This window comes from Orenia marismortui DSM 5156, from assembly GCF_000379025.1.
GTDB classification, from domain to species: Bacteria; Bacillota; Halanaerobiia; order Halobacteroidales; family Halobacteroidaceae; genus Orenia; species Orenia marismortui.
Map to the genome: position 1 here is coordinate 200453 of NZ_KB900622.1, position 21949 is coordinate 222401.

At 30.3% G+C, this 21949-nt stretch carries 27 protein-coding genes and 1 pseudogene; 7 read left to right on the forward strand and 21 right to left on the reverse strand.

Annotated elements, in window-relative coordinates; genetic code table 11:
• Positions 1–18: 18 nt before the first annotated feature.
• The 7 genes from OREMA_RS0113210 to OREMA_RS18470 form a co-directional block, all read right to left on the reverse strand.
• Positions 19–204 carry a hypothetical protein gene (locus OREMA_RS0113210; protein ID WP_018249744.1) on the reverse strand — a complete coding sequence of 62 codons (186 nt, stop codon included), beginning with the start codon at positions 202–204 and terminating at the stop codon, positions 19–21.
• Between the two features lies 1 nt (position 205).
• Positions 206–2197, reverse strand: a complete 1992-nt coding sequence (locus OREMA_RS0113215) for an AAA family ATPase (RefSeq protein ID WP_018249745.1) — start codon at positions 2195–2197, stop codon at positions 206–208.
• A complete protein-coding gene (locus OREMA_RS18900) occupies positions 2194–2367 on the reverse strand; it encodes a hypothetical protein (RefSeq protein WP_018249746.1) in 174 nt (57 codons plus the stop codon). The genes OREMA_RS0113215 and OREMA_RS18900 overlap by 4 nt, the downstream gene beginning before the upstream one ends.
• 149 nt (positions 2368–2516) lie before the next feature.
• Positions 2517–3083: a hypothetical protein gene (locus tag OREMA_RS0113230; protein ID WP_018249748.1), complete on the reverse strand. Its 567-nt coding sequence runs from the start codon at positions 3081–3083 to the stop codon at positions 2517–2519.
• Positions 3084–3126: 43 nt separating this feature from the next.
• Positions 3127–3696, reverse strand: coding sequence for a helix-turn-helix domain-containing protein (locus OREMA_RS17835; protein WP_018249749.1), 570 nt, complete (start codon positions 3694–3696; stop codon positions 3127–3129).
• A 324-nt stretch (positions 3697–4020) separates the two neighbouring features.
• Positions 4021–4200, reverse strand: coding sequence for a hypothetical protein (locus OREMA_RS0113245; protein WP_018249751.1), 180 nt, complete (start codon positions 4198–4200; stop codon positions 4021–4023).
• A gap of 65 nt (positions 4201–4265) precedes the next feature.
• Positions 4266–5057, reverse strand: coding sequence for an ORF6N domain-containing protein (locus OREMA_RS18470; RefSeq protein ID WP_018249752.1), 792 nt, complete (start codon positions 5055–5057; stop codon positions 4266–4268).
• Positions 5058–5133: 76 nt separating this feature from the next.
• On the opposite strand from OREMA_RS18470, the gene OREMA_RS0113255 reads away from it, so the two are divergent.
• Complete coding sequence (locus tag OREMA_RS0113255; RefSeq protein ID WP_018249753.1) at positions 5134–5409, forward strand: hypothetical protein; 276 nt, start codon at positions 5134–5136, stop codon at positions 5407–5409.
• Here the strand turns inward: OREMA_RS0113255 and OREMA_RS18905 are convergent.
• Positions 5398–5553 (reverse strand): hypothetical protein, encoded by a 156-nt coding sequence (locus OREMA_RS18905; RefSeq protein WP_018249754.1) that lies wholly within the window; start codon positions 5551–5553, stop codon positions 5398–5400. The two genes, OREMA_RS0113255 and OREMA_RS18905, sit on opposite strands and share 12 nt — an antisense overlap.
• A gap of 45 nt (positions 5554–5598) precedes the next feature.
• Entirely contained in the window at positions 5599–5829 is a 231-nt protein-coding gene (locus OREMA_RS0113265) for a helix-turn-helix transcriptional regulator (protein ID WP_018249755.1), read from the reverse strand.
• A gap of 167 nt (positions 5830–5996) precedes the next feature.
• On the opposite strand from OREMA_RS0113265, the gene OREMA_RS17850 reads away from it, so the two are divergent.
• The 4 genes from OREMA_RS17850 to OREMA_RS0113285 all read left to right on the forward strand — a co-directional run bounded on the left by OREMA_RS17850 (position 5997) and on the right by OREMA_RS0113285 (position 9270).
• A complete protein-coding gene (locus OREMA_RS17850) occupies positions 5997–6407 on the forward strand; it encodes a helix-turn-helix domain-containing protein (RefSeq protein WP_018249756.1) in 411 nt (136 codons plus the stop codon).
• 11 nt (positions 6408–6418) lie between these two features.
• Positions 6419–6925: an ImmA/IrrE family metallo-endopeptidase gene (locus OREMA_RS0113275; protein WP_018249757.1), complete on the forward strand. Its 507-nt coding sequence runs from the start codon at positions 6419–6421 to the stop codon at positions 6923–6925.
• Positions 6926–7227: 302 nt separating this feature from the next.
• Positions 7228–7797, forward strand: a complete 570-nt coding sequence (locus OREMA_RS0113280; protein ID WP_018249758.1) for a BAR domain-containing protein — start codon at positions 7228–7230, stop codon at positions 7795–7797.
• 21 nt (positions 7798–7818) lie between these two features.
• Complete coding sequence (locus OREMA_RS0113285) at positions 7819–9270, forward strand: recombinase family protein (RefSeq protein ID WP_018249759.1); 1452 nt, start codon at positions 7819–7821, stop codon at positions 9268–9270.
• 45 nt (positions 9271–9315) lie between these two features.
• Here the strand turns inward: OREMA_RS0113285 and OREMA_RS0113290 are convergent.
• Positions 9316–9489 (reverse strand): annotated as a pseudogene (locus tag OREMA_RS0113290) (RNA polymerase subunit sigma-70); the annotation flags it as partial.
• A 475-nt stretch (positions 9490–9964) separates the two neighbouring features.
• Here OREMA_RS0113290 and OREMA_RS0113295 point away from each other — a divergent pair.
• Positions 9965–10339 (forward strand): MmpS family transport accessory protein, encoded by a 375-nt coding sequence (locus OREMA_RS0113295; protein WP_018249761.1) that lies wholly within the window; start codon positions 9965–9967, stop codon positions 10337–10339.
• Between the two features lie 653 nt (positions 10340–10992).
• Here OREMA_RS0113295 and OREMA_RS0113300 read toward each other — a convergent pair.
• The 5 genes from OREMA_RS0113300 to mltG all read right to left on the reverse strand — a co-directional run bounded on the left by OREMA_RS0113300 (position 10993) and on the right by mltG (position 14838).
• Complete coding sequence (locus tag OREMA_RS0113300; protein ID WP_018249762.1) at positions 10993–11214, reverse strand: DUF4911 domain-containing protein; 222 nt, start codon at positions 11212–11214, stop codon at positions 10993–10995.
• Positions 11215–11216: 2 nt separating this feature from the next.
• Positions 11217–11843 carry a uridine kinase gene (gene udk / locus OREMA_RS0113305; protein WP_018249763.1) on the reverse strand — a complete coding sequence of 209 codons (627 nt, stop codon included), beginning with the start codon at positions 11841–11843 and terminating at the stop codon, positions 11217–11219.
• Positions 11836–13068: a peptidase U32 family protein gene (locus OREMA_RS0113310; protein WP_018249764.1), complete on the reverse strand. Its 1233-nt coding sequence runs from the start codon at positions 13066–13068 to the stop codon at positions 11836–11838. The genes udk and OREMA_RS0113310 overlap by 8 nt, the downstream gene beginning before the upstream one ends.
• On the reverse strand, positions 13069–13713 hold the full coding sequence (locus OREMA_RS0113315; protein ID WP_018249765.1) for an O-methyltransferase: 645 nt from the start codon (positions 13711–13713) through the stop codon (positions 13069–13071).
• A gap of 93 nt (positions 13714–13806) precedes the next feature.
• The gene (mltG, locus tag OREMA_RS0113320; RefSeq protein WP_018249766.1) at positions 13807–14838 is read right to left on the reverse strand and encodes an endolytic transglycosylase MltG; all 1032 of its coding nucleotides are present in this window, start codon (positions 14836–14838) and stop codon (positions 13807–13809) included.
• Between the two features lie 413 nt (positions 14839–15251).
• Between mltG and OREMA_RS0113325 the strand changes: the two genes are divergently transcribed.
• Entirely contained in the window at positions 15252–15716 is a 465-nt protein-coding gene (locus tag OREMA_RS0113325; RefSeq protein WP_018249767.1) for a hypothetical protein, read from the forward strand.
• A gap of 34 nt (positions 15717–15750) precedes the next feature.
• Here OREMA_RS0113325 and OREMA_RS0113330 read toward each other — a convergent pair whose 3' ends face one another.
• From OREMA_RS0113330 to OREMA_RS0113355, 6 genes are all read right to left on the reverse strand, one after another.
• The gene (locus tag OREMA_RS0113330; RefSeq protein WP_018249768.1) at positions 15751–16050 is read right to left on the reverse strand and encodes a DUF4258 domain-containing protein; all 300 of its coding nucleotides are present in this window, start codon (positions 16048–16050) and stop codon (positions 15751–15753) included.
• Positions 16051–16153: 103 nt separating this feature from the next.
• Positions 16154–16432 carry a DUF1292 domain-containing protein gene (locus tag OREMA_RS0113335; RefSeq protein WP_018249769.1) on the reverse strand — a complete coding sequence of 93 codons (279 nt, stop codon included), beginning with the start codon at positions 16430–16432 and terminating at the stop codon, positions 16154–16156.
• Positions 16433–16484: 52 nt separating this feature from the next.
• A complete protein-coding gene (ruvX, locus tag OREMA_RS0113340; protein ID WP_018249770.1) occupies positions 16485–16895 on the reverse strand; it encodes a Holliday junction resolvase RuvX in 411 nt (136 codons plus the stop codon).
• 6 nt (positions 16896–16901) lie between these two features.
• Positions 16902–18425 (reverse strand): baseplate J/gp47 family protein, encoded by a 1524-nt coding sequence (locus OREMA_RS0113345; protein WP_018249771.1) that lies wholly within the window; start codon positions 18423–18425, stop codon positions 16902–16904.
• A 12-nt stretch (positions 18426–18437) separates the two neighbouring features.
• Positions 18438–19703: a cell division FtsA domain-containing protein gene (locus tag OREMA_RS0113350; RefSeq protein WP_018249772.1), complete on the reverse strand. Its 1266-nt coding sequence runs from the start codon at positions 19701–19703 to the stop codon at positions 18438–18440.
• 68 nt (positions 19704–19771) lie between these two features.
• Positions 19772–21934 carry a hypothetical protein gene (locus tag OREMA_RS0113355; RefSeq protein WP_018249773.1) on the reverse strand — a complete coding sequence of 721 codons (2163 nt, stop codon included), beginning with the start codon at positions 21932–21934 and terminating at the stop codon, positions 19772–19774.
• Positions 21935–21949 lie beyond the last annotated feature (15 nt).

Genomic DNA, 21949 nt, shown 5'->3' on the forward strand with positions numbered 1-21949 from the left:
CCTCCTTAAGTTTATTTATTATTCAGATTCAAAAGAATCAATTATTATAGTGTCATGAACTCTAATTCCTTCTAAATCTCCATGGTCTTCTTGAAATTCATGTAATGCTATCTTGATACAATTATCAGTATGAAAAAGTTTGTCAATTTTATCATTAGGCAAGTTACTATCTGGAATTTCAATTTCAATCTTAAATTTACTCAATCTAAACCGCCTCCTTCATTTCCTTTTGCTCTAACTCTACCCTCAACTCTTTATCTGGCTTACTTACAATCAATTGAATCATTTGACTATTAACATCAATCAGTTTGGTTACACTCTCAGCATTATCCACGAAGATTGGAGCTCTAAATCCATAATAAGCTGACAAAGTATTGATAATATCTAACCCAACATTGACTCTTGCAGCATTGTTAAGTGAAGACCCATATGGAACTCCTTGGTAAAGGGTTTCGCAACACTCTTTTAACCCTCCATTTATCTGTTCTTCAAAGAGTTTAAATTGAGCATGATCAAATTCGCCTTCGACTTTATCCTCCATCAGTTCAACTTTAGTCTTAATAAACTCTTCAGCAAGATATAACTCCCTCTCGAGTCTGCTATATTCTTTTGCTAACTCTTTCTCCTGATCTGTTAACTCTTGAATCCTTGCTTGGCCTTTCTCATGCTGTTCTAGTTGAGACAGCTTTCTCTCATTAGCCTCTATCTCTTTTTCTAATAGATAGATCTGCTCTTTAACTTCATCTATAGAATGTGATTTATCTTCCTGGAGCTGTTTGATTTCCTCTTCAAGCTTCTCTTTTTCTTCTAGCTTAGATTGATAGTCTTCTGATTCAGTTACTGCTTTAGCTTTTGCTTTTAAATCGATAAGTTTAGCTTGAATCTTCTCTGCTTCTTCCTGGTACTTTTCAGCTTTAGATTCTAAATCTTTAATATCAGCTTTAAGATTTTCATTCTTTTCTGCTACAATCTCTTTATATTCAGCCTTGCTCTTGCCATCTGAATTTATTTCTGCTAGTTGATTAGACTTATCTAGATTGAATTCTTTGATTGCTTTCTCTCTAGTCTCTTCCAATTGCTCTTGAGGAACATCTTGCCCACATGTAGGACAAACATCTTCTTGCTCAAATTTTAGTTCTTTTTTATTAACCTCATGCCATTTAGTACGAAGTTTAGATATTTCTTTATCTATCTTCTCTATTCTCTGTTTGCCAGTCTTAATCTCTTGCTCTTTATCTTTAATACCAGAATTAACAGAACGATATTTATCCCTTAACTCTTCTAAAATTGCTCTATTCTGTTCGATCTCATCATCAAAACTACTTCTATGGTTGCTCTTAATCTCCATAAGTTCACATTGGAGTTCTGCAAGTTCCTTTTTCTTCTTAGCGATCTCACCTCCATTTTCAATATTGCTGATCTTCTTCTCTTTAGCAGACTTTCTCATTTTCAATCCTGTAATTTCATCATTAATCTCTTTTTTATCTAAATTAGAGATGTCTGGCATACCTAATTTTGTTTCATCAATACGAACAGGAATCTTATCTAATTCTTTATTAATCTTCTTGCGATTGGTTTCAATAATTTTTTTATGATCTTCAATCTTTTTTCCACCCAATATACTTTGAAGATCATCTAACCCCTCAGCAGCTGCAATCACTTCTTCACTATCTACATCACCAGCGATTTTAAATAATATTTTTCTCTGCTCTTTCCAATGCAATTCCTCGTTAAAATGAGCTGGATTAGTAAGTAATTTGAAAATATCTTCATCTACTATTTCATTAATTCGGGCATCATATTCACTCTTCTTAACTGGTACCTCATTCAAAAAGTAATCTGTAGTGTGACCAGTAAACTTCTTCTCTGCTGAACCCCTTTGCTTAGTCCACTTTTCATAATATGTCTTTCTAAGAGTTAACTTCTTTTCATTGATCTGTAGTACACCCTCAACCTCGTGCTCCAAACCATGAATTACATTCCCCTCTTCATCCAAAGTCTTTATATCAAATGACTGAGTTGAATTTCCTTGGCTGTCCTTATCAAATAACAGCCAGCTGAAAGCATCAAACAAACTAGTCTTACCTGTACCATTATCACCTAATATTTTAGTATTCTTTGAAAAATCTAAAATCTCAAAGTCTTTAATCCCTTTGAAATTTTTNAGTTTCAANCTNNNTAACCTAATNTCTTTCATTTTTCAGCCTCCTTATATTTAGTGCATCCGTATCCATTTAGTTCGCTGCCACAAAAAGGGCAATAATATATCGTACAACTTAAATCTTCTTCTGAATCAACTACCCAATCCCAACCGACTCTTACAAAGCTATTTTGCGCAATCCATTCAACACAAGCCTCACTTCCCATTAATTCGCCCTCCTTCTACGATATCTCCAGGGATATTTTCTATCGTAGCCCTGATTTCTGTTCAATGAATCTTCTAGTTGCTCTACGAGTACAGTATCACTCATGCTAACCTCTATTTCGCCATATCTGAATAATACCTGGACCTTCATCTATATCACCCTACTCAGTTTATTAGAAAGCTCCACTTTAGTTATTTGTCGCTCAAATTTATCTTTTAATATATACTCAATCTTATTTTCATCTACATAATCAATAATCTCAATAATATCGGTACTATGAATCTTTTTAGCTTGCTTTATATTGGTCAACAAACATAGGCCTAGCTGTTTATTTATCAAATCATTATCTACTACTCTCCTTCTATAGTTCGACACTTGATATTGAATAAGCCGCATAACAGGAATAACCTCCCAATGATCGCTTACGTAATCATTAGATAACTTCAAGCTTATCTTACAATCTGACATAATTTCATATTCCTTTAGGTTACCTTTGCTAATATTGCTGATGAAAGTCTCTAAATGATTCTCATCATTTTCTAGAACCCGAGTTTTTCCATTTTTGTACACCTGTATAATCTTATAGTAACCCTTTCCAATATTTTTCAAGATACCTCTTAAATTGAGCTTCATAACTTCCTCCTCAAATATTTCTCTAAATTCTTTTATATCAAAATTCCTATAAATTCTTTTAGATGTAGCTTGGTAATGAGTCATTGCTATTACCTCCTAAATTTGATATAATAAAAATAACTTAAATTTAATAAGCGTATTGCTTAAGTTCATCCGCTGCAACGGGTGAATTTTTTCTTTTTGCACCATTATCATAAAGTTTAGTAATATTTTTAGACTTAGTTTCTTTTACATTTCCTTTATATTTTTCTTGAAAAACTTCAAGCCATTTCACAATCCCAGTCATTGGATCATAAATCTGTTCTGTACAATCTGTTAGTTTCCTAAACTCTGCCTCGCTCAAAAACTCTCTACTTCTCTTGTTATGCAATTTTAATTCTTTCTTAGCTTTCTTAGCTGCTTGAATCCCCTCTTCAAACTCTTCAATAAGTATATCTAAAACTTCAACTGGACTAGAATCTATATCCACTTTAGCTGGAACAAAATAATTACAACTACACTCCTGGCACTTTTCTAAAGCTAATCCTAAAGCATTAAACTTTGAGACAGCTTTACTTATAACAAAATCAGGTATTTCTTTATCGCCTTTCTCCATGTCTGATATTGAAGTTCTACCGTATCCGATCAATGCTCCAAATTCTCCCTGATTCATTCCTAGCGATTCTCTAACATTCCTAAGTTCCCTAGCTACACACATAGTCTTATTACCTCCTAACTAATTAATTTTCTATCCGCTACACGGATAAGTCTCTCTAAATGCTCTACTCTGTCTTTATTACCCTCTTTTTCAGCTTTATTAAGCTTCAATGATAATTCTTTCTAACTCTCTAACCATCTTTTCTTATATTTCGGATGCACTCTTCTCACCTCCCTTCAATATTTCCAGTAATCATGGAATATAATTATTTATCTTCCATTGGAGGCTATATTATAATATAAGTAAGTTAAACCAAATCACATAACACTTCTTAGCTGGTTCCTCGCCAGCTTGTCATGATTGTCCTAATTCTTCCCGAGGGTATCAAGCTACCCTCCCTGCACCTTCCTCTAGTGCAGACTCAGCCACCATTTCAACAAATTGATATCCTTTTTCCCAATCTAATAATTTCTCTTTGAATTTATCTATAAATTCATCTTTCTCTAATGCCTCTGACTCTGTTCCGTCTTCAAGCTCGAATCTATGCAAAACTTTATAAGCCATTCTACCCCCTCCCACTAGAGTATATTTGTGATTCTGATTGTCCTATGCTGGATATTATTACTAACCTAAGCGCTATATTTTATGGCCATTTCTTTAACTATAGCTGCATAGATTTCTTTTAACCTAATATCGTTCTCTATAACATCCAACTTATTGGCTTTCTTAATCTCAGTCTTAGTTGCTCCATTTTCTCTTAATCTATCTCTAAGATTACTTAACCTTACACTTAATCGGCATTTACCTCTGTTTTCTAACTCTTCATAACTGTCATTTCTAATCTCTCTATATCTCTTAGTCTTAAACCCAATAGAGTTTATCTTACTATTAACCCAGTTACGCCAATCTTCATCAGTTTCTATAATAGTCTCTCTTATGTTAGTTATTTCTTCTTTGGTAGCTGCAGCTAATTGTTTAGCTTCTCTGGCTTCTCTTTGGGCTACTTCAATTTCATCTAATGCAGCTCTTAAAACTCCTAATGTACTATTTGGTTTAGAGATATTATCTTTAACTCTAAAATAATTTTTAACTAAAGTTCTTTGCACTTGCCATGCCAGATCATCTTGAAGAGATTTTACTATCATCAAATAACCAGATTCAGCAATTAAGACTAGACTAGGAGCAAATTTACTAATTACCCCTTCTGGGAGGTTAGTACGAAATTCGTCCAAAGCTTCTTCTTTTAAAATAAAATAATCTTCCCCTTTAATCAGATACTCTTTGTTCTTATTAAAATTTCTTTTAGCAGTACCAGATGATCTTTTATGCAGCCTATCTATGTCCTCAAAAATAATTACTCGCTGGTTATCATATTGCTTGTTTATTAATTTTCTGCCGTTAATTAAGGTACTATTGTTCATTATCTTGTCTCCTTTCTATTTGCAGGTCACTACTCTCTTCCTGTCGAATATTGGTAATAGGAAGGAGGTAATTATATTGGATCTAGAAAAATTAGAAAATCAAATCAAAGAGTATGAAAAAGTTCTTTTACCTTTAATTAAGGATTGTTTTATCGAAGCTATAGAAAAATTTAAAAAAGATAATCCTGACAATCCTCAAGCAACAATAACTTCTAGTTTTGCAATGCTTAATTCTAATCTATCCATCAAACTGGCTCTTTTAATTAATTCAGATATTGATTTAACTGAATTATCTGATGAAGAAAAGGAGCAAATTAGTAAATTAATCAAAAAAGATTTATTAGGAGTTTAACTTTTCTCTTTGATACATTTCTTTAATAGTTTTTTTACTCTCTTTTGCTATTTTGGTTGTATCATTTAGCTGTTCTGGAACTCGCCCTTCCAGTTCAGCCACTCTCTTTTCTAAATCTGAGATCTTCTTCTCTAATTCACTCATCACTCTCACCCCCTAACATACCAACTAGCAATCTTGGGGATACTATTAACTGGCTTTTTGGGTTTGGTCGTTCCCTTCCGACACGTTATAAATTAAAAAAATATCATCTTCTTTAGTTCCTAACTCTTTTTTTATCCTTGTGGCTACAGCTAATGAAGGATTTTTATTTCCTAACTCTATATTGCTATAATAAGCACGATGAATCCCTACTTTATTTGCTAATTCCTTTTGGGTCAAACCTTTTTCTAACCTTTTTTCTTTTAATTGAATTCTCATAGATACCCTCCTCTCTCGTGTCTAAAAAGAACATTTGTACTTATATTATAGTTCCTTTAGGACACGTTGTCAAGTTTATTTTTATTTTTTGTGTCTTTTAGATACTATATGTTTACTATAGGCACATTTAGAGGTATTATTATTATATAAGTTGAGGTGATTGAACAATGTTCAAAAAACGGATAAGGCAATTAAGAAAAGAAAATAAATTAACCCAACAACAGCTAGCTGATAAAATAGGAGTGGGTCGAGCTACAATCGCAGGGTATGAAACCAAAGGGAAAGAACCTGGCTATGATACTTTAACCAAATTAGCCGAAATCTTCGATGTTTCAGTAGACTACCTCTTGGGTCGCACTGATATAAAAAAAGCAGTACCTTCATCACCAAAGATACCAGATGATGTCCAAAAATTATTAAGTGATGAAGAAAATAGGTTTATAGCTGATTTGCTTCAAAAAGAAGAAATACAAATGTATTTGCGAGAAGCAAGAGGAGCTAGTAAGGAAGACTTAGCTACTGCTATTAGAGTGCTTAAAGCAGTCAGAGAAGGAAAAGAGAAAGGTACAACTTTATAGGGGTGGTTTAATTGAAAACAGAAAAAATTATCGAGTTGAAGGCTAGGCAATACCTAACAGCTAATAATTTAAACTGCCCTGTTGATCTAAATCACATAATAAAACAAAGACAAATCACTTTAGTTGATAGAAAATTAACTGAAGATGAAGCTATGTTTATCAGAACTGATAAAGAAAAAATAATGATAATTGATAAAAGGCAGTCTCCAGGGCAACTAAGATTTAATGTAGCACATGAAATAGCTCATGATATATTGGATGTAGGAAATACAATATTCACTAATCCTTCTCCTGCTTTTTCTAAAGAAAAGTCACCTGAGGATATAGCAGCTGATATTTTTGCTAGTGAATTATTGATTCCTACTCCAGTTTTGAAACGAGAATCATATAGGTGCAAATATGACTTAGATAAGCTAGTTAAATTTTTCAAAGTAACTAGACAAGCTATGATCACTAAATTAAGTATTAAAAAAATACCTTGCCGAGACGGTAAAAAAATATATGGTAATTTCTTTTAGATACAACTCTCTTTTTAGCTAGTTGTTTTTATTTTTTATTAGTTTGGGAAATATTTAACTATAATGGGTAATGTTAAGAGGAGGTTCGTGACAGAGTCCGAACTATGTCTTTATTACTGTATACTGTTATCTGTTATCTGTTATCTGTTACTGTTACTGCATTGCCAAACTCTTTATTTAACCCTTTGGGCAACCCTTACCCTAACCCTTAAATAAACAGTTAAACTTAGCTTGATGCTAGGTTTTTATTTATAGATATTAATGAATTATTTGAAATTTTATATAATGAAAAGAGGTTGAATATGGATAAATTAGATACATTGAAAAACGAAATTAAAAGAACGAGTGAAAAAAATCAAATAAAAAAAGATGACCAATTACTTGAGATTTTAAATTTGATAGGAAATCTTACCGAAATAAGCAAAGAAAAAATAAATGAAAATAACAAATTGATGGAAGAACTTATTAAAAGAAACTCGTTATCTCAGGTAGATAAAAAAATAGATTCTTTAGATAATAGTTTAGATAAGTTCATCTATAGCGTTAGAAATGATTTTGAAAATAAAATGAATGAAACTAAAAAACAAGTCGAAAATTTCTATGGCAATTTTATTCAAATGGTAGCAGTAGTAGTTGCGGTTTTTGCATTAATTATTGGTAATATAGTAAGTTTCTCGTCATTGTCAGCTAATATATCTCTTAGAGAAATTGTTGGATTAGGTAGTTTAATAAATGGAACAATATTGATGGGTATATTCTTTCTGTTAATTATGATTAGAAAATTATTCTTTAGAGATTTGCCTAAAGGCACACTTATACTCGGTATTGTACCTTTATTATTTTTTATGATGGGTTTTTATTTTATTGCATAACGATAGAAAGGAGTGATCACATTGAAAAAAGCTGTAATCTACGCCCGTGTATCTTCTAAAATACAAGTTGAAGAAGGATTATCAATAGATGCTCAAACCAGCCAGCTCCGTGACTATGCCTCAGAGAATGGTTATGAAGTTGTTGGCGAGTATGTAGATCGTGGAGAAAGTGCCAAAACAGCTGATAGACCTCAATTCCAGCAAATGATAAGAGATATTAAATCAAATCCAGAAGATTACGATGCTGTACTTATTCATAAGACGGACAGATTTGCTCGTAATAGAGAAGATTCAATAGTGTATAAGTCTTTGCTTAGGCGAGACTGCGGAGTCGATGTAATAGCCATTAAAGAGGATTTTGGGGAAGGTCCTATCGGTAAAATGATTGAAGGTATACTTGAAGTAATAGCAGAGTTCTACTCTGAAAACTTAGCTCGTGAAGTTGAAAAAGGCCAAAGGGAAAAAGCTAAATTAGGTCAAGCTGTCGGTAAACCCCCTTTAGGTTATATAATTGGTGAAGATGGTAAATATCAAATCCAAGAAGAGGAATCAAAAATAGTAAAATATATCTTTGAAGAATATATAAATGGTAAAGGTACTCAATCATTGGCCATGGATCTACAAAAGAATATTAAAGAATTCTCATTAGAAAAGAGTACTGGGGAACAAATGAAATGGAACAACCTTACTATATTAAGAATGTTAAAGAACAATGCTTATATAGGAACTTTTGAATGGCAAGATATAAAAATAGAAAATAATCACCCTCCAATTATATCTAAAGATAATTTCGAGTTAGTCCAAGATCTTACTCAAAAAAGAAGAACTAGAAGGAGTTACAGTAAATACGATCCTTATCTTCTTCAAGGTCTATTAAAGTGCTATGAATGTGAAGGAACTATGCACCGCCAATTTTCAAGACAAAAATTAGCTTCTGGCAAAATAGCCACTTACGTGTATGCCCGCTGCACTAATCATGGTAAGTATAAAAATTGTTATGGGAACTATAATAATATGGGCAAAATTGATGATGAAGTTATACAAGCCTTAGAATCTATTTTAAATGGCCATATAGATATAAACAGACTGAACATATCTAAAACTAATAAAAGTAGCACACAGCAAAAACATGAACGCCTAAAGGTAAAATTAGACAACTTTGATGATCAATTTGAAAGACAAATGAAAGCTTATGAGGCTGGAGTAATCACTCTAGAACAACTTCAAAATTATAAGGTTAGATTAAATGAGGAAAAAGAGGAATTAATTAAAGAATTAGAAACTATTAGCAGTAAGCTAATAGGTAATAATATTGATAAGGATAAATTTTTATCAGCTTTAAAAAATATACTAAAAACTTTAAAAGATGATAATATATCAATGCAGAAAAAGAAAAATGCTGTTAGTCGGATAATAAAGGAAGTAAGAGTAAGCAGTAAAAATAATTTAATAGAAATTGTATATAAGTGGTGATAGATCAAACTTATTTTTATACTAATATTGTAACTTTGTTACGTTAGTATTTTCAAACTTTTTTACAATATGAGCTACCAATCTCATATTATGTTCTATCAACTTCTCTTTAGCTTCAATATCTCCTTGGGCTAATCTATTTAAATATTCCTCTTCTTCCTCGGCAGACAAAGGCTGAGCAAAGGTATTACCATTAGAAATATATGATACCAAAAACATTAGCCCATCCAATAAATTTGAGCATAACTCAACTAAAAAAGAAGGCACCAAAGACCAATCACCTCCCAAATTCCACCTCTATTTATATTTATATGAGGAGCTTTAGCCTATTGTGCCTGTCCATAAAATTTATTCAGCTTTAACTATCTCCAAATCAACTTGATTCTGTAAATTATTCAATTTTTTAATATATTATTTTTCATTATTCTGCTACTAATCTTCATATATCAATCTTCTCTTTATCTCTTAAATCTTGAAATTTTTTAAGATATTCTATATTAAAAACAGTTATGTCACCAGGGATAGAAAAACATTAAGGATTATCAAGCAATTATCTTCTTGTGGAAAATTTTATTTTATGAGTAAATTTAAAGAAGGTTATTCTGATTTTATGTAGTAATATGTTTTTATAAGATAATTCTTTAGGATATATCTTATTTTTATAGAAAACATCTAAACAAAAAGGAGGATTTAAATGAAGAAAATAATTTTTATTTTACTTATTTGCTCATTAAGCTTATTTCTTAATGGATGCACTTCTTCAACTATTAGTGATATAACAGGAATTGAACTTATATATGAGGTTGAATATGAGATAACAGGAACAGATACTATAGACATTAGCTATTATAGCTCAAATGAAGAGGAAATAACCTTAGAAAATGTAAGTTTACCATGGTCACATTCTTTTATTGGAAAGAAAGGTAATAAGGCTTTAGTAAAATATACTAAAGATACTGCTAATGAAACTATAATCACCAAACTTTTAATTAATGGCAATACAAGAAAAAAATTTATTGATAAGCCAGAAGATTCAAACTTAATAGTTGTAGTTCTCGATGAAATTTAATAACATATAGATTGAATTAAAGAATTTCATTAAAACATAAGCACTTACTAAAATAATTTTTAGCCACGAATTAACACGAATAAAGGACTGAAGAATTAATTTATATAGCAATTAATAAAAATTTCGTATTATATATCTAAAATTTGAATTTTAGTAATCTTTTAAGAACTAAAATTCAAAAAATTAAAATCTTGCAAAGTCTTATCTGTTCAAACCCAGAGAAGAATGACTGAGGAAGTACTCTTGGGTGATCTACGCAGGTATTTTATTTATTAGCTAGTAGCTAACGGCTACTAGCTAATAAATAAGATCAAAACTTAATCAGATTTTAATCAGCGTCAAAAAAGGTTTGGGTTTCAATTTGTTTCTAAGTAAATTCAAATTCTTTCTATCTTCTATATATAATTAAATTTTTAAAATTATTCGTATAGATTAGTTAAATTCATAATAAAACAAGTTTTTTATTTATATTTTTATGAAAATTATTAATTCAACTTATATAGTTAAGATTAAATATATCTACAAAGATAAATTATTGAGTATAATATCAAAGTAATTAAAATTTAATACTTGAACAAAAAAGCACAAAGACCATTTAACACCTAAAAAGGTCTTTAGATGTTATAGTCACTTGTGCCCTTTAACAAAAGTTATTATCCTTTAATTATCTCCAAATCAATTTGATTTTCTAAATTATGCAATATCTCTAATACATCCTCTTTAGTTCCTGCGCTAACCTCTACATTAAGTGTACCAATCCCATCTTCAACACCTACTACTGTAGTAAAAGCCAAACCTTCATAAGACTTTAAAATATTATCTACAAAATATAACTCACTCTGTTCAACCTGTACCTGAAATCCAATAGTATCCATATTTAATCTAACCCCTCAAGAATAGATTTAACCTTAGTAACTAAGATATCAATTGCAACTTTATTATAGCCACCTTCAGGAACTATAATATCAGCATATTTCTTAGTAGGCTCAATAAATTGTTGGTGCATCGGTCTTACCACCTCTAAATACTGCTTAACTACTGAATCCATTGTTCTTTCGCGTTCTTCTGTATCTCTAAGTAGTCTACGAATGAATCTAACATCATTATCAGTATCTACATATATCTTAATATCAAGCATATCTCTTAACTGTTCATCTTCTAAAACTAGAATACCTTCTAAAATAATAACATCACAAGATTCTATAATTACAGTCTCATCTTTTCTAGTATGTTTTGTAAAATCATAAACTGGTTTTGCAATAGAGTTTCCTGCTAATAACTCATTAAGATGCTCTATCAATAACTCTGTATCAAAAGCAAAGGGATGATCATAATTAGTCTTAATCCTCTCTGCAAACTCTAAATTACTTTGATCTTTATAATAAGAATCCTGTTGAATCATAACTATATTATTATAATCTAACTCTTCCATAATTGTTTTTGCAACTGTTGTCTTACCTGATCCTGTTCCTCCAGTAATCCCTATTAGAACTGGATTATTCATTATCATCGCCTCTTTTTCGTCTTACTAAGTCATACTTTTCAACAGGATTATCAACTTTAACATTTATTAATTGATGAGGATGGGGAGCATCTGCTACTCTTTCACCAGCTTCATTCTCAATATACTCTATTTCTTGTATAAATGTATCTGTCTTAGCTCCAAAGATTTCTATAATATCACCGGTAAAGAACTTACTCCTTACTTCAATCACAGCTTCATTACTAGCAGGTAAATAATCACGTACTATTCCCATAAAATCATAGGCTCTAGTATAACCTGAATCATCATAATTCTGCTCACTTCCACCAGGTTTCTCAAAATAAAACCCTGTTGTATAGTTACGATGACTAATCTTAATTAACTCTTCTAACCATTCTTCTTTAAATTTGTAATTCTTAGGATCTTTAGCATATTCATTTAAAGCACGACGATATACATTGGTAACTGTAGCTACATAATGTAGACTCTTCATTCTTCCTTCTAGCTTCAAACTATCTATCCCTGTCTCAATTAGTTCAGGTATATATTCTATCATACATAGGTCTTTAGAATTAAATATAAATGTTCCTCTTTCATTCTCATAGATCGGATAATATTCTCCATTACGTTGCTCTTCCATTAGAGTATACTTCCAACGACAAGAATGGGCACAAGCACCACGATTAGCATCTCTACCATTCATATAATTGCTTAATAAACAACGGCCTGAGTAAGAAATACACATTGCTCCATGTACAAAAGCTTCTATATCTATATCAACTTTATCCTTAATCTCTTTAATCTCCTCAAAAGATAATTCTCTAGCTGCAACAATTCTCTCCACACCCTGATCTTTCCAATATTTTGCCGTTCTCCAATTAGTATTGTTGGCCTGGGTACTAATATGTACTTCTAAATTAGGAGCTACTTCTTTCACTATAGATAAGATACCTGGATCTGCTACAATTACAGCATCTACTCCTAACTCATCTAACTCTTTAATATACTCTGCTAATCCCTCTAAATCTTCATTATGAGCAATGATATTAACTGTTACATAAAAATTAACCCCTCGTTGATGAGCAAAATCCAATCCTTCCTTCATCTCTTCTATAGTAAAGTTTCCTGCTTTTTCACGTAGTCCATAAGCTTCTCCACCTAAATAAACAGCATCTGCACCATATAAAACTGCCATCTTTAATTTTTCTAAATCTCCTGCTGGAGCTAATAATTCCGGTAATTGCATCTATTCTTCCTCCTTTTTAATACTAATTGCTACTCCATCTCCTAAAGGAACTATTGATGAATCTAGTAATGGATGATCCATTACTGTATCTACATATTCTCTTAATCTCTTAGTCAGTGTATTATAACGTGGATGATAAAATCTATCATCAGCAATCATACCTTTAAATAATACATCATCTGCTACAATTAATCCACCATCATTGACCAATCTCAAACTTTGCTCTAAAAAGTTCATATATTGTCCTTTAGCTGCATCTATAAATATAAAATCAAATTTTTCTTCCAAAGTAGGTAAAATTTCTAAAGCATCTCCAACTAGTAATTTGATATTATCATAACCAATCGCCTCAAAATTATCTTGAGCTCTTTTAGCATCACCTTCTTTTAACTCTATAGTAGTAATTTGACCGTCAAAATCTTTAGCTAACCATAAAGTAGAATATCCTACAGCTGCTCCTATCTCTAGAATTCTCTTAGGTCGATGAATTTTAACTAATAAATTTAGTAAATTACCAACCTCTGGCTCAATAATAGGAACTCCCCTAGACTTAGCTCTCTCTTCTACCTCTTTTAACTTCCCTACTCTATCTTGTTGTTTCTCTCGTAAATATTTAATAATCCATTCTTGGATAATATTACTCATTATAGCACCCCTTTTACAACTAATAACCTAGTTAGTTAATATAACTTAACAGGGGTGTATTAATAGACACCCCTTTAATTTATTATATCATTACTATTTATTATTTAATCTATTTTGAACTTGCAAATGCTCTTTATAGCTTTCGGTAAATCTATGCTTTCCATCTGTTGTCAATACATAATATAAATAATTTGTTTCTTTAGGGTCTAAAGCTGATTTTATAGCTTCAATACCTGGATTATTAATAGGACCTGGCGGTAAACCATAATTTTTATAAGTGTTATAAGGTGTATCTACCTTAAGATCACTATACAATAATCTACTCTTTCGTTTTGATAGTGAATATTGGACTGTTGCATCTAATTGTAGCTTCATATTTTTATTCAACCTATTATAAATTACACTGGCAACTAGTGGACCCTCTTGATCTAATTTGGACTCTGCTTGAATTAAAGATGCAATAGTTATAATTTCTTCTAAATTATACTTGCTTTCTTTAATCTCATCTTTTAATAAAGAAATTTTTCTTTCAAATTCTTTTAGCATAATATCAATTATTTCTTCTTCATTAGCACCATAAGGAATCTGATAGGTTTCTGGGAAGAGAAAACCTTCAAGATTATATTTAACCTTTGGATTTGATTTTATAAATACCACTTCTTTATTTTTAGCTAAACTCAAAAATTTCTCCTCGTCTAATTCATGCTTAGCTAATACCTGTCCAATTTCTTCTATAGTTTTTCCTTCTGGAATTGTAATACTATAAGTTGCAACTTGTCCTTTAACTAACTTCTCTGCAATTTCAGTTGCCGGCATTTTAGAATTTAATCTATAATATCCAGCCTGTATCTCAGTTGCTAATCCCTTTAATTTAATATAAAATTTGAAGGCCATAGGGCTACGAATCAACTGATTTTCATATAATTTATTGCTAACCCTAACTACGGAGGAACCAGGCTCAACTTCTATAACCTTATCTTCTGATTTCAAAGTATTTACTGGACCTAATAATCGATCTACATAACTAAACAAGCCCCAATTCATCATAAATATTATAGCTATTATGATAAGATATTTTCTTCGTCTTTTGACTGTGTTTTCAATCTCTTCTTTATTTCCTATCATCGCTTATCCTCCTAGCTTATAAATATTTAGCAATTAAAAACTACGGGCTAAAAATGATCCAATCTAATTTCCCTACTCTATTATAAACAATCTCATTTCATTTATCAACAAAAGAAATATTCACTAATAATCAAGTTATCAATTAAATAGCAAACAATAAAGGTTTTTTTCCAAAAATGTCTAATTAAATTAATAAACTAAGATATTTTCACCTTTTAACACAATAGAAAATATAATACAGACGGAAATTATTGCTACACTTTTTTATATCATAAAAATAGACTCAAAAAAAGATATTACTCTATTGCTAAGCAACTATCTTACTACAATTATTGTCACTATATATAACTTAGCTATTGTAACTTATATTAGATTAAAGGTGCTTTTTGATTATTATAAAGGAGGAGGATAAATTGAATAGACCCAAAAATTTTAAATCAAAAGCTTTAGAAATCTATAATAGTATCAAATCTAGTAAGAACTCTGAGCTTGAAAAAGCTATTAAAAAAGCTGTTGAGAAACAAAACTTTAAAAATCACGAAGAAAAAGAAGAAGAAATCATTAAATTAAGACAACAAGTCAAAGAAATAATAGCAGAGAATAGAAAAAAAGAAGCAAAAATAAATAAAATGTTAGAAATGAATGACCTAGATAACTTAGAGGATATTAGAGAAACAATGAAAGAGGATTATGAAGTAGCTACTCCAAAAGAAAGAGAAAGGCTAGCTAATAAAATAATCTTTCTAGCTGAATCTATTAAAGATAATGAATTTCTGGCTAAAAAAACCTTAGAACATTTTAATTATTATAGAGAAAAGATGATAACTAGAAACTTAAAAGAAAAAGATATGGGAAGAAATTTAACTAATATAAATTAAAAAATAATCGTGCTGTTAACAGCACGATTATTTTTTATGCAATTTCTTCAAGCCGAGTTCCATCTTTAATATGTATATTAGCACGATCGATTACTGTAATAACTACTGCTTTAAATTCTCTAACTTCGATAATAACAGCCAAATTGTTTTCTTGGTCAATTACTGCAACCTCTTCTCCTGTATCATTATAGTCTAATAACTTTTTATCAAGACTAAGAATTATTGCAGTAACTAAATTCTGATTAATGTCCCTTTCTTCCATCCGCTTAAGAGCATGGGTTGTGCTCTCTACTCTAAAATATTTATCATCTAATATACATTCAGTTAATAACATATAACCCCCCCTCTTTCAACTACTAAATTACTTACTATAAGTATTGACAATTAAATCAGATTTTATACTAAAAAACATAGGAGGGATCCTATATTTATATATATTAATCTTCTTTAGCCAGTTCTTCTTGTAATTTAGCCAACTCTTCTTCATCTATTACAGGTTGATAAACTCTTTTTCCATTTTCGTCATCTGTAGCTTTTAGAGCATAACCTTCTCCATCACCCTCATTATCTTCTGGTAATAATATTAAATAATCAATATCTTCAATCTCAATTACAGTTACTATTTCATATCTGTATTCTTCGCCATTATATTCTTCTAAAACTACAATTCCTTCCTCTTCATTCACAATTTTAATTTTGCCTTCTTTTTCTGCCATAATAATCACTCCTCATTTTAGTTATTAGCTATTATTTACTAGTTTCAAATTACTAACTAATGCTATCTAAATAATTCTGCAAAATGATAACAGCCGCCATCTTATCAATAACTTTTTTCCTCTTTTTCCTGCTCAAATCTGCATTAATTAATGTTCTTTCAGCAGATACAGTAGATAAACGTTCATCCCAAGTTATCACAGGAAGATCTATTTTATTCTTTAATTCCTCTACAAAATTCAATACTTTTTTAGCTCTAGGCCCAAGAGATCCATCCATGTTTTTAGGCAAGCCAACTACAATTTTTTCTACATCGTGCTTTTCTATTAAAGATTCTATATAAGCTATATCTTCCCCTAAACTCTTTGTTTGTATTACTTCTTTTCCCTGTGCTGTCCATCCTAGAGCATCACTTACTGCTACACCTGTTCTTTTATCTCCAACATCTAGTCCCATGATCTTCATTATAAATTACTCCCTTCTATCAGCTGAAACTCCATCTGCATTTATAATCAAATTAATCCCATATTTAAATTGAGGTAGATTAACTTGATTAACAGGACTTATTTCATAACTATTTACTTCTAGCATATTATCTAATAATTTTCTAGCTTCAGTTACTTTTTTACCAACTATTTGATTAATTATTTCTTCCTTGTTTATCTTTCCTACAACCTGCCCTATACTCTTAACCTTAAAAGTAATTGTATCATCAGTGATTTGTTCTATATTTATATCTTTAATGGTAATTTGAGGTGTTTTAAGATTAAATCTATCTTTTAAGCTATCTTTATATAATTTAAATATTAATTTTTTTAATCCTTCTTTTTCTACTGCAAAACCTGAAATTTTTACCTTAGCTTTTATTCTTAACTTATTTGTCATTTCTCCTAAACTGTTTTCAGCTTGAAGAGTTGGATTATCATACTTTATGTCATCCTTAAAGAATATTAGATCAGAATTAAACCTGCTTTGTAATTTATCTTCTGCTTTACTTATTATCATCTTTCTAGCATTTTTTAATCCCTGATTTATATCTTTTTGAGCAACTACCTTTACCGATTTACTCTTCCCACCTGAAGTAGCTTCAGGATTAACTATATCAACTGGATATTCTTTATTAACAAAATCAACTATTCTGCCCTTACTCACATTAGAGTATTCACCTTTATTCAGAGCTATAATATCGACCTCAGCCTGTCCAGCTTTTACCCCAACAACCATATCCATAAATTTCTCTACTTGAGCCTGTGGAACAACTACTTTCTTTGATGTCTTAAACCTTATATTATTTCTAGTTGCAACAATTGTTCCTTGAGGAATAGTTACATCTTTACGATTACTATTAATCAATGTTAAAACTCCTGTTGCCCAATCAACTCCCACTTTTTTATTTCCTGTTGTTTCAAAGACCATATCTTCCTCTAAATTTACTTCATTTTTTATCAAAGGTAATAAAGAATTATGCCAATCTACTGTTTCTAGCTCTTCTACAGCCTTAATTTGACTTATAAGAGTCTTTTCTTTGATAGTAGGTCTTAATTCTACTGTTATTACTGGGAAAGCAAAATAAATCCAAACTCCTATTAATAATAAAGAAAGAGCTATTGTCATTATGGCTTTATTTCGATGACTCTTTTTAGATTTCTTCCTCGCATTAGAATACTCATCTAAGGTTAATAATGATTCCCTTTCCTCTTCTTGAATCCCGCCATCACCTAGATTATTTTCAAAATCACTTAATTTTGAATAAACTTCAAATCCTACTTTAGTTAATACCTTTTTTATCTTCTTAGTCTTAGTAATAAAAACCAGATTTTTACCTGCTTTTTTAGCATAATTTTTAATCAATTCAACATTTACCTGCCCTACAAAAACTGGAGAATTTCTATGTACAATTACTACTACTTTATCTACTTTAGCAGATTTTATTTTTTTTAAAAATGAACTTAATGGTTCATCAGGATCTATATATATTTTAATATATTTCTCCATACTTATGCCTCCTTAACTAACCAAATTATTAATTAATTTATAAAATAAATTACATTCTTTAACCTCTTCAATCATTGTAGATTGTAATGCCAAACTTTTAGGCGTTACATTCTCTGCTCCTACTAATAACTTTGTATTATCTTCTATGCCTACTATCTGATTTGCATCTAACAACTTAATTTCTGGCTTTTTAAAAAATGGTAAATCCTCATACATCTTTCTTTGTATAATTCCATCAAATAAACCTTTCAAAGCACTACCTCCACCGCATAAATAGATTTTTTGTGGTAATGCTTCACACTTAGCTAAAGATTTTAAGGACAATTCAATTCCTTCATATAACAAATCAAGATCTGCCTTTAAAATATCTTTTATTTTCTCTATTGATATCTCTGGATGCTCTAAAGAATAAGCTAATTTTAAATTTTCAGCATCTTCTAAAGTTAAATTTAAACTTCTAGCTAAACTTTTAGTAAAATCTCTTCCGGCTATACCAAACATTTTAGTCCCTTCTATTCCACCATTTCTTATCAAGGCAATATCTGTTGTCCCTCCCCCAATATCTATTACAATCGCCCCAAACTCATAAGCTTCATTATTCATAATACTTTTAGCAATAGAAAAAGGTTCAGCTATTACCCCCACAAGATTATATCCTAACCTTGTAGCCACAGTTTCTAAAGAACCTACATGAACTAAAGGTGCAAAGGTATTAAAAACACTTATTTCTAAATTTTTACCCTGAAATTCTTTAGGATTAGTAACCTTATACCCATCAATTTTCATTTCTACAACAGAAGAATTTACTAGTTCAACTTTCACATCTTCTAATCCTATATCTTCCCAAAGTTCTTCCTGAACAGATTTTAATGCAATACTTTGTGCTTTTTTAACTAAATTATCAATTTCTTTTCTTTTTATTCTCTTTTTTGGTAAAGGACGCACATAATTAACTGGAGTAATGACCCCTTTAACAAACTCTCCTGCAATTCCAATTACCATTTCAGAAGGACTTATCTCTGCCATTTTTTCTGCTTTTTCAATTGCTTTATGGCAAGTCTTAATTACTTCCTCTATATTAGATATGGCTCCACCCTCCATATTAGTATAGTCTTGTTTTATCCTTCCATAACCTATTATATTTGAATCACTTCCATCAAATTTAACTATCATAGCCTTTACAAATTCTGTACCAATATCTAAAGCAACTCGATATTTATCTTCAACTTCTTTATCATTTTTGAATAATTTATTTACTAAAGTTATAATAGAAAACACCCCCTGATATTACAAAATTATCCATTAAGGAGCTAATTCCTTTTTTCAACTGTAAATTTATCTAAATTTTAATTTAATCTTATCCGCTTTAATACTAAATACAATAAAGAGAAAATAGGAAATAAAAGTAAAGTAGCTGCTGCAACAATACCTGAATCATTAACAATCATAGTTACTATACTTCCAATTACTAAACCTCTTAATGCTGCACTCAAATTAGGATAAGTCTCAATTATAGCTTTAATAACACCTCTAGGTCTTTTGAATAAAATAATTAAAATAATAACAAATGATAATACCACTCTAGTCCATATAGTCCATCTTAATAATTTTAAGTTCATACTGAATTTACGATAGATTATAGTTAATACTGCAGACAAACCTCCCCTTTTAATTGCTGATAAACTCCGACCTAAATGAGTTTGGTTATTGGTATTTACTACTGTATCTATTAGAACAACTGAAATAATTATTAGGATTAAAATACTTATCAATTTTAATATTAACCTCATATTTAAATTATAACCCTGCAAATAGAAATATACAACACTACAAACTACTGTAGCTGTAATTAGACCACCAAAATTTGCTCCTAACTGAGGGTAACCTACAGTTAAGATTAAAAAAATAAATAAAACTACTAATAACTTATTAGAAATTCTATCTGTAAATTCTTTAATAATTGTCAAACTTATTAAACCAGTACCAATAATTATCCCCATAAATTCATTTCCAATTCCATAATATCTTGCACCAATTACTGGAGAATATCCTAATACAGATAATTTCATTAGTTTAGTTTTGGTCCACACATCAATTATTAATAAAATGAAATTAACTAGAGATACTACAAGAATTGGAATAAGTTCATTATTACTAACCTTTAACAGATAGTAAGTTAGAAGAAAACTAGTCACTAATATTCCTATAATGACTAAAATTAAATTAAAACCGATATAAATTCTAGAAACTAAAAATAAAGCTGGTATCCATAATAAAGATATCAATAAATAATTTGAAATTACTTTTAAAATTCTAGGTAAATCTTTATAAAGTATAATACTTCCTACTAAAAACAGAGTAATAATTTGTAATAATATAAACCCTTTAATTAAGATAGGCCTCCAAGAAAAGGTCTTTTGTATCTGTTTATCTAAACTAATTAGATAATCTAATGATTTACTAGAAGGAATTGCTTCTACTACACTACCAGTAAACTCCTTCTCTCTTCCTCCTAAATAATTATAGATAGTTGGCGCAATATCTAGATTAGTTATTATTCCCTGACGTTTAGTTGTATTGGATTTTAATAAACCAGCGATTTTAGGTCCAATTAGTATAGATAATGTTAACTTTTGACCTCTCAATCTACCAGACTTAGATGTAGTAGGAACTACAAAGAATAAATAATCCTCTCTAAAATCTAATTTAGCTGCTATTTTACCTAATAACTTATCTACTCTAGTAATGGAATTTTCTTTTTCTACTTTAAATTTATCTGCTAATAATGAACTTTTAACAGCTTCCATCCGGGATGTATCACCAGATTCAATAATTATTAGGTCATTTTTAGGTAGTAATTCATTAAATTTTTTCAAGAGATAATCTTGGTTAGTTATATAGCCAGAGGGATGTTGATCAGATCGCAAAGCCATCTTATAACCAACATCCCCCTCAAAAATTAAACCATATTTATTTATAGCAATCATTCCTATATGTCTACGTGATTGTTGCCAAATATCAGCATTACCCAATACAGCTATGCTAGAATTAGATTGATATAAAGCATCTGCTAAAGCTCCAACTTTTGCATCATAATTACTACTTTGATTAGTAGAAATTATTCTAGAAAGCTCTATATTAATTACCATTGCTCTATTATCTAGTTTTTTAATTCTTCTATTATACAAATCACTAATACTTATACCTTTATACTTTTCATTTAAATTAAAGTTTAAATAGGCTGAAACACCTGCTCTAGCTCTATCTCCTGCTCCAATAGTTAAATAAGCATCTTTAGGTTCTAATGCTCCTGAAGTTCTAGTATTAGTTAATGCAATAGCTCCTTTTTTTATTAATTTATCTAAATTAGGAGTGCTACTGTTCTTTATTTCCGATAAATCAACTCCATCCATCACAAATAAAACAAAGTGTCTATCTTTAGCCACTACATTTGATGAAATAAAACATAAGAAAATTAAAAAAGATAATAGACAAATGACTTTTTTCATTCAATCACTCCACAA

Bases quoted from the DNA above. Each gene is read 5' to 3' on its own strand.
- OREMA_RS0113280 (WP_018249758.1), top strand. From the start codon at position 7,228: ATGGATAAATTAGATACATTGAAAAACGAAATTAAAAGAACGAGTGAA.
- OREMA_RS0113245 (WP_018249751.1), bottom strand. From the start codon at position 4,200: ATGGCTTATAAAGTTTTGCATAGATTCGAGCTTGAAGACGGAACAGAG.
- OREMA_RS0113345 (WP_018249771.1), bottom strand. From the start codon at position 18,425: ATGGAGAAATATATTAAAATATATATAGATCCTGATGAACCATTAAGT.
- OREMA_RS0113230 (WP_018249748.1), bottom strand. From the start codon at position 3,083: ATGACTCATTACCAAGCTACATCTAAAAGAATTTATAGGAATTTTGAT.
- udk (WP_018249763.1), bottom strand. From the start codon at position 11,843: ATGAATAATCCAGTTCTAATAGGGATTACTGGAGGAACAGGATCAGGT.
- OREMA_RS0113300 (WP_018249762.1), bottom strand. From the start codon at position 11,214: ATGGATACTATTGGATTTCAGGTACAGGTTGAACAGAGTGAGTTATAT.
- OREMA_RS0113355 (WP_018249773.1), bottom strand. From the start codon at position 21,934: ATGAAAAAAGTCATTTGTCTATTATCTTTTTTAATTTTCTTATGTTTT.
- OREMA_RS0113310 (WP_018249764.1), bottom strand. From the start codon at position 13,068: ATGCAATTACCGGAATTATTAGCTCCAGCAGGAGATTTAGAAAAATTA.
- OREMA_RS18900 (WP_018249746.1), bottom strand. From the start codon at position 2,367: ATGGGAAGTGAGGCTTGTGTTGAATGGATTGCGCAAAATAGCTTTGTA.
- OREMA_RS0113295 (WP_018249761.1), top strand. From the start codon at position 9,965: ATGAAGAAAATAATTTTTATTTTACTTATTTGCTCATTAAGCTTATTT.
- OREMA_RS0113330 (WP_018249768.1), bottom strand. From the start codon at position 16,050: ATGTTATTAACTGAATGTATATTAGATGATAAATATTTTAGAGTAGAG.
- OREMA_RS18470 (WP_018249752.1), bottom strand. From the start codon at position 5,057: ATGAACAATAGTACCTTAATTAACGGCAGAAAATTAATAAACAAGCAA.
- OREMA_RS18905 (WP_018249754.1), bottom strand. From the start codon at position 5,553: ATGAGTGAATTAGAGAAGAAGATCTCAGATTTAGAAAAGAGAGTGGCT.
- mltG (WP_018249766.1), bottom strand. From the start codon at position 14,838: ATGATAGGAAATAAAGAAGAGATTGAAAACACAGTCAAAAGACGAAGA.
- OREMA_RS0113265 (WP_018249755.1), bottom strand. From the start codon at position 5,829: ATGAGAATTCAATTAAAAGAAAAAAGGTTAGAAAAAGGTTTGACCCAA.
- OREMA_RS0113335 (WP_018249769.1), bottom strand. From the start codon at position 16,432: ATGGCAGAAAAAGAAGGCAAAATTAAAATTGTGAATGAAGAGGAAGGA.
- OREMA_RS17835 (WP_018249749.1), bottom strand. From the start codon at position 3,696: ATGTGTGTAGCTAGGGAACTTAGGAATGTTAGAGAATCGCTAGGAATG.
- OREMA_RS0113315 (WP_018249765.1), bottom strand. From the start codon at position 13,713: ATGAGTAATATTATCCAAGAATGGATTATTAAATATTTACGAGAGAAA.
- OREMA_RS17850 (WP_018249756.1), top strand. From the start codon at position 5,997: ATGTTCAAAAAACGGATAAGGCAATTAAGAAAAGAAAATAAATTAACC.
- ruvX (WP_018249770.1), bottom strand. From the start codon at position 16,895: ATGAAGATCATGGGACTAGATGTTGGAGATAAAAGAACAGGTGTAGCA.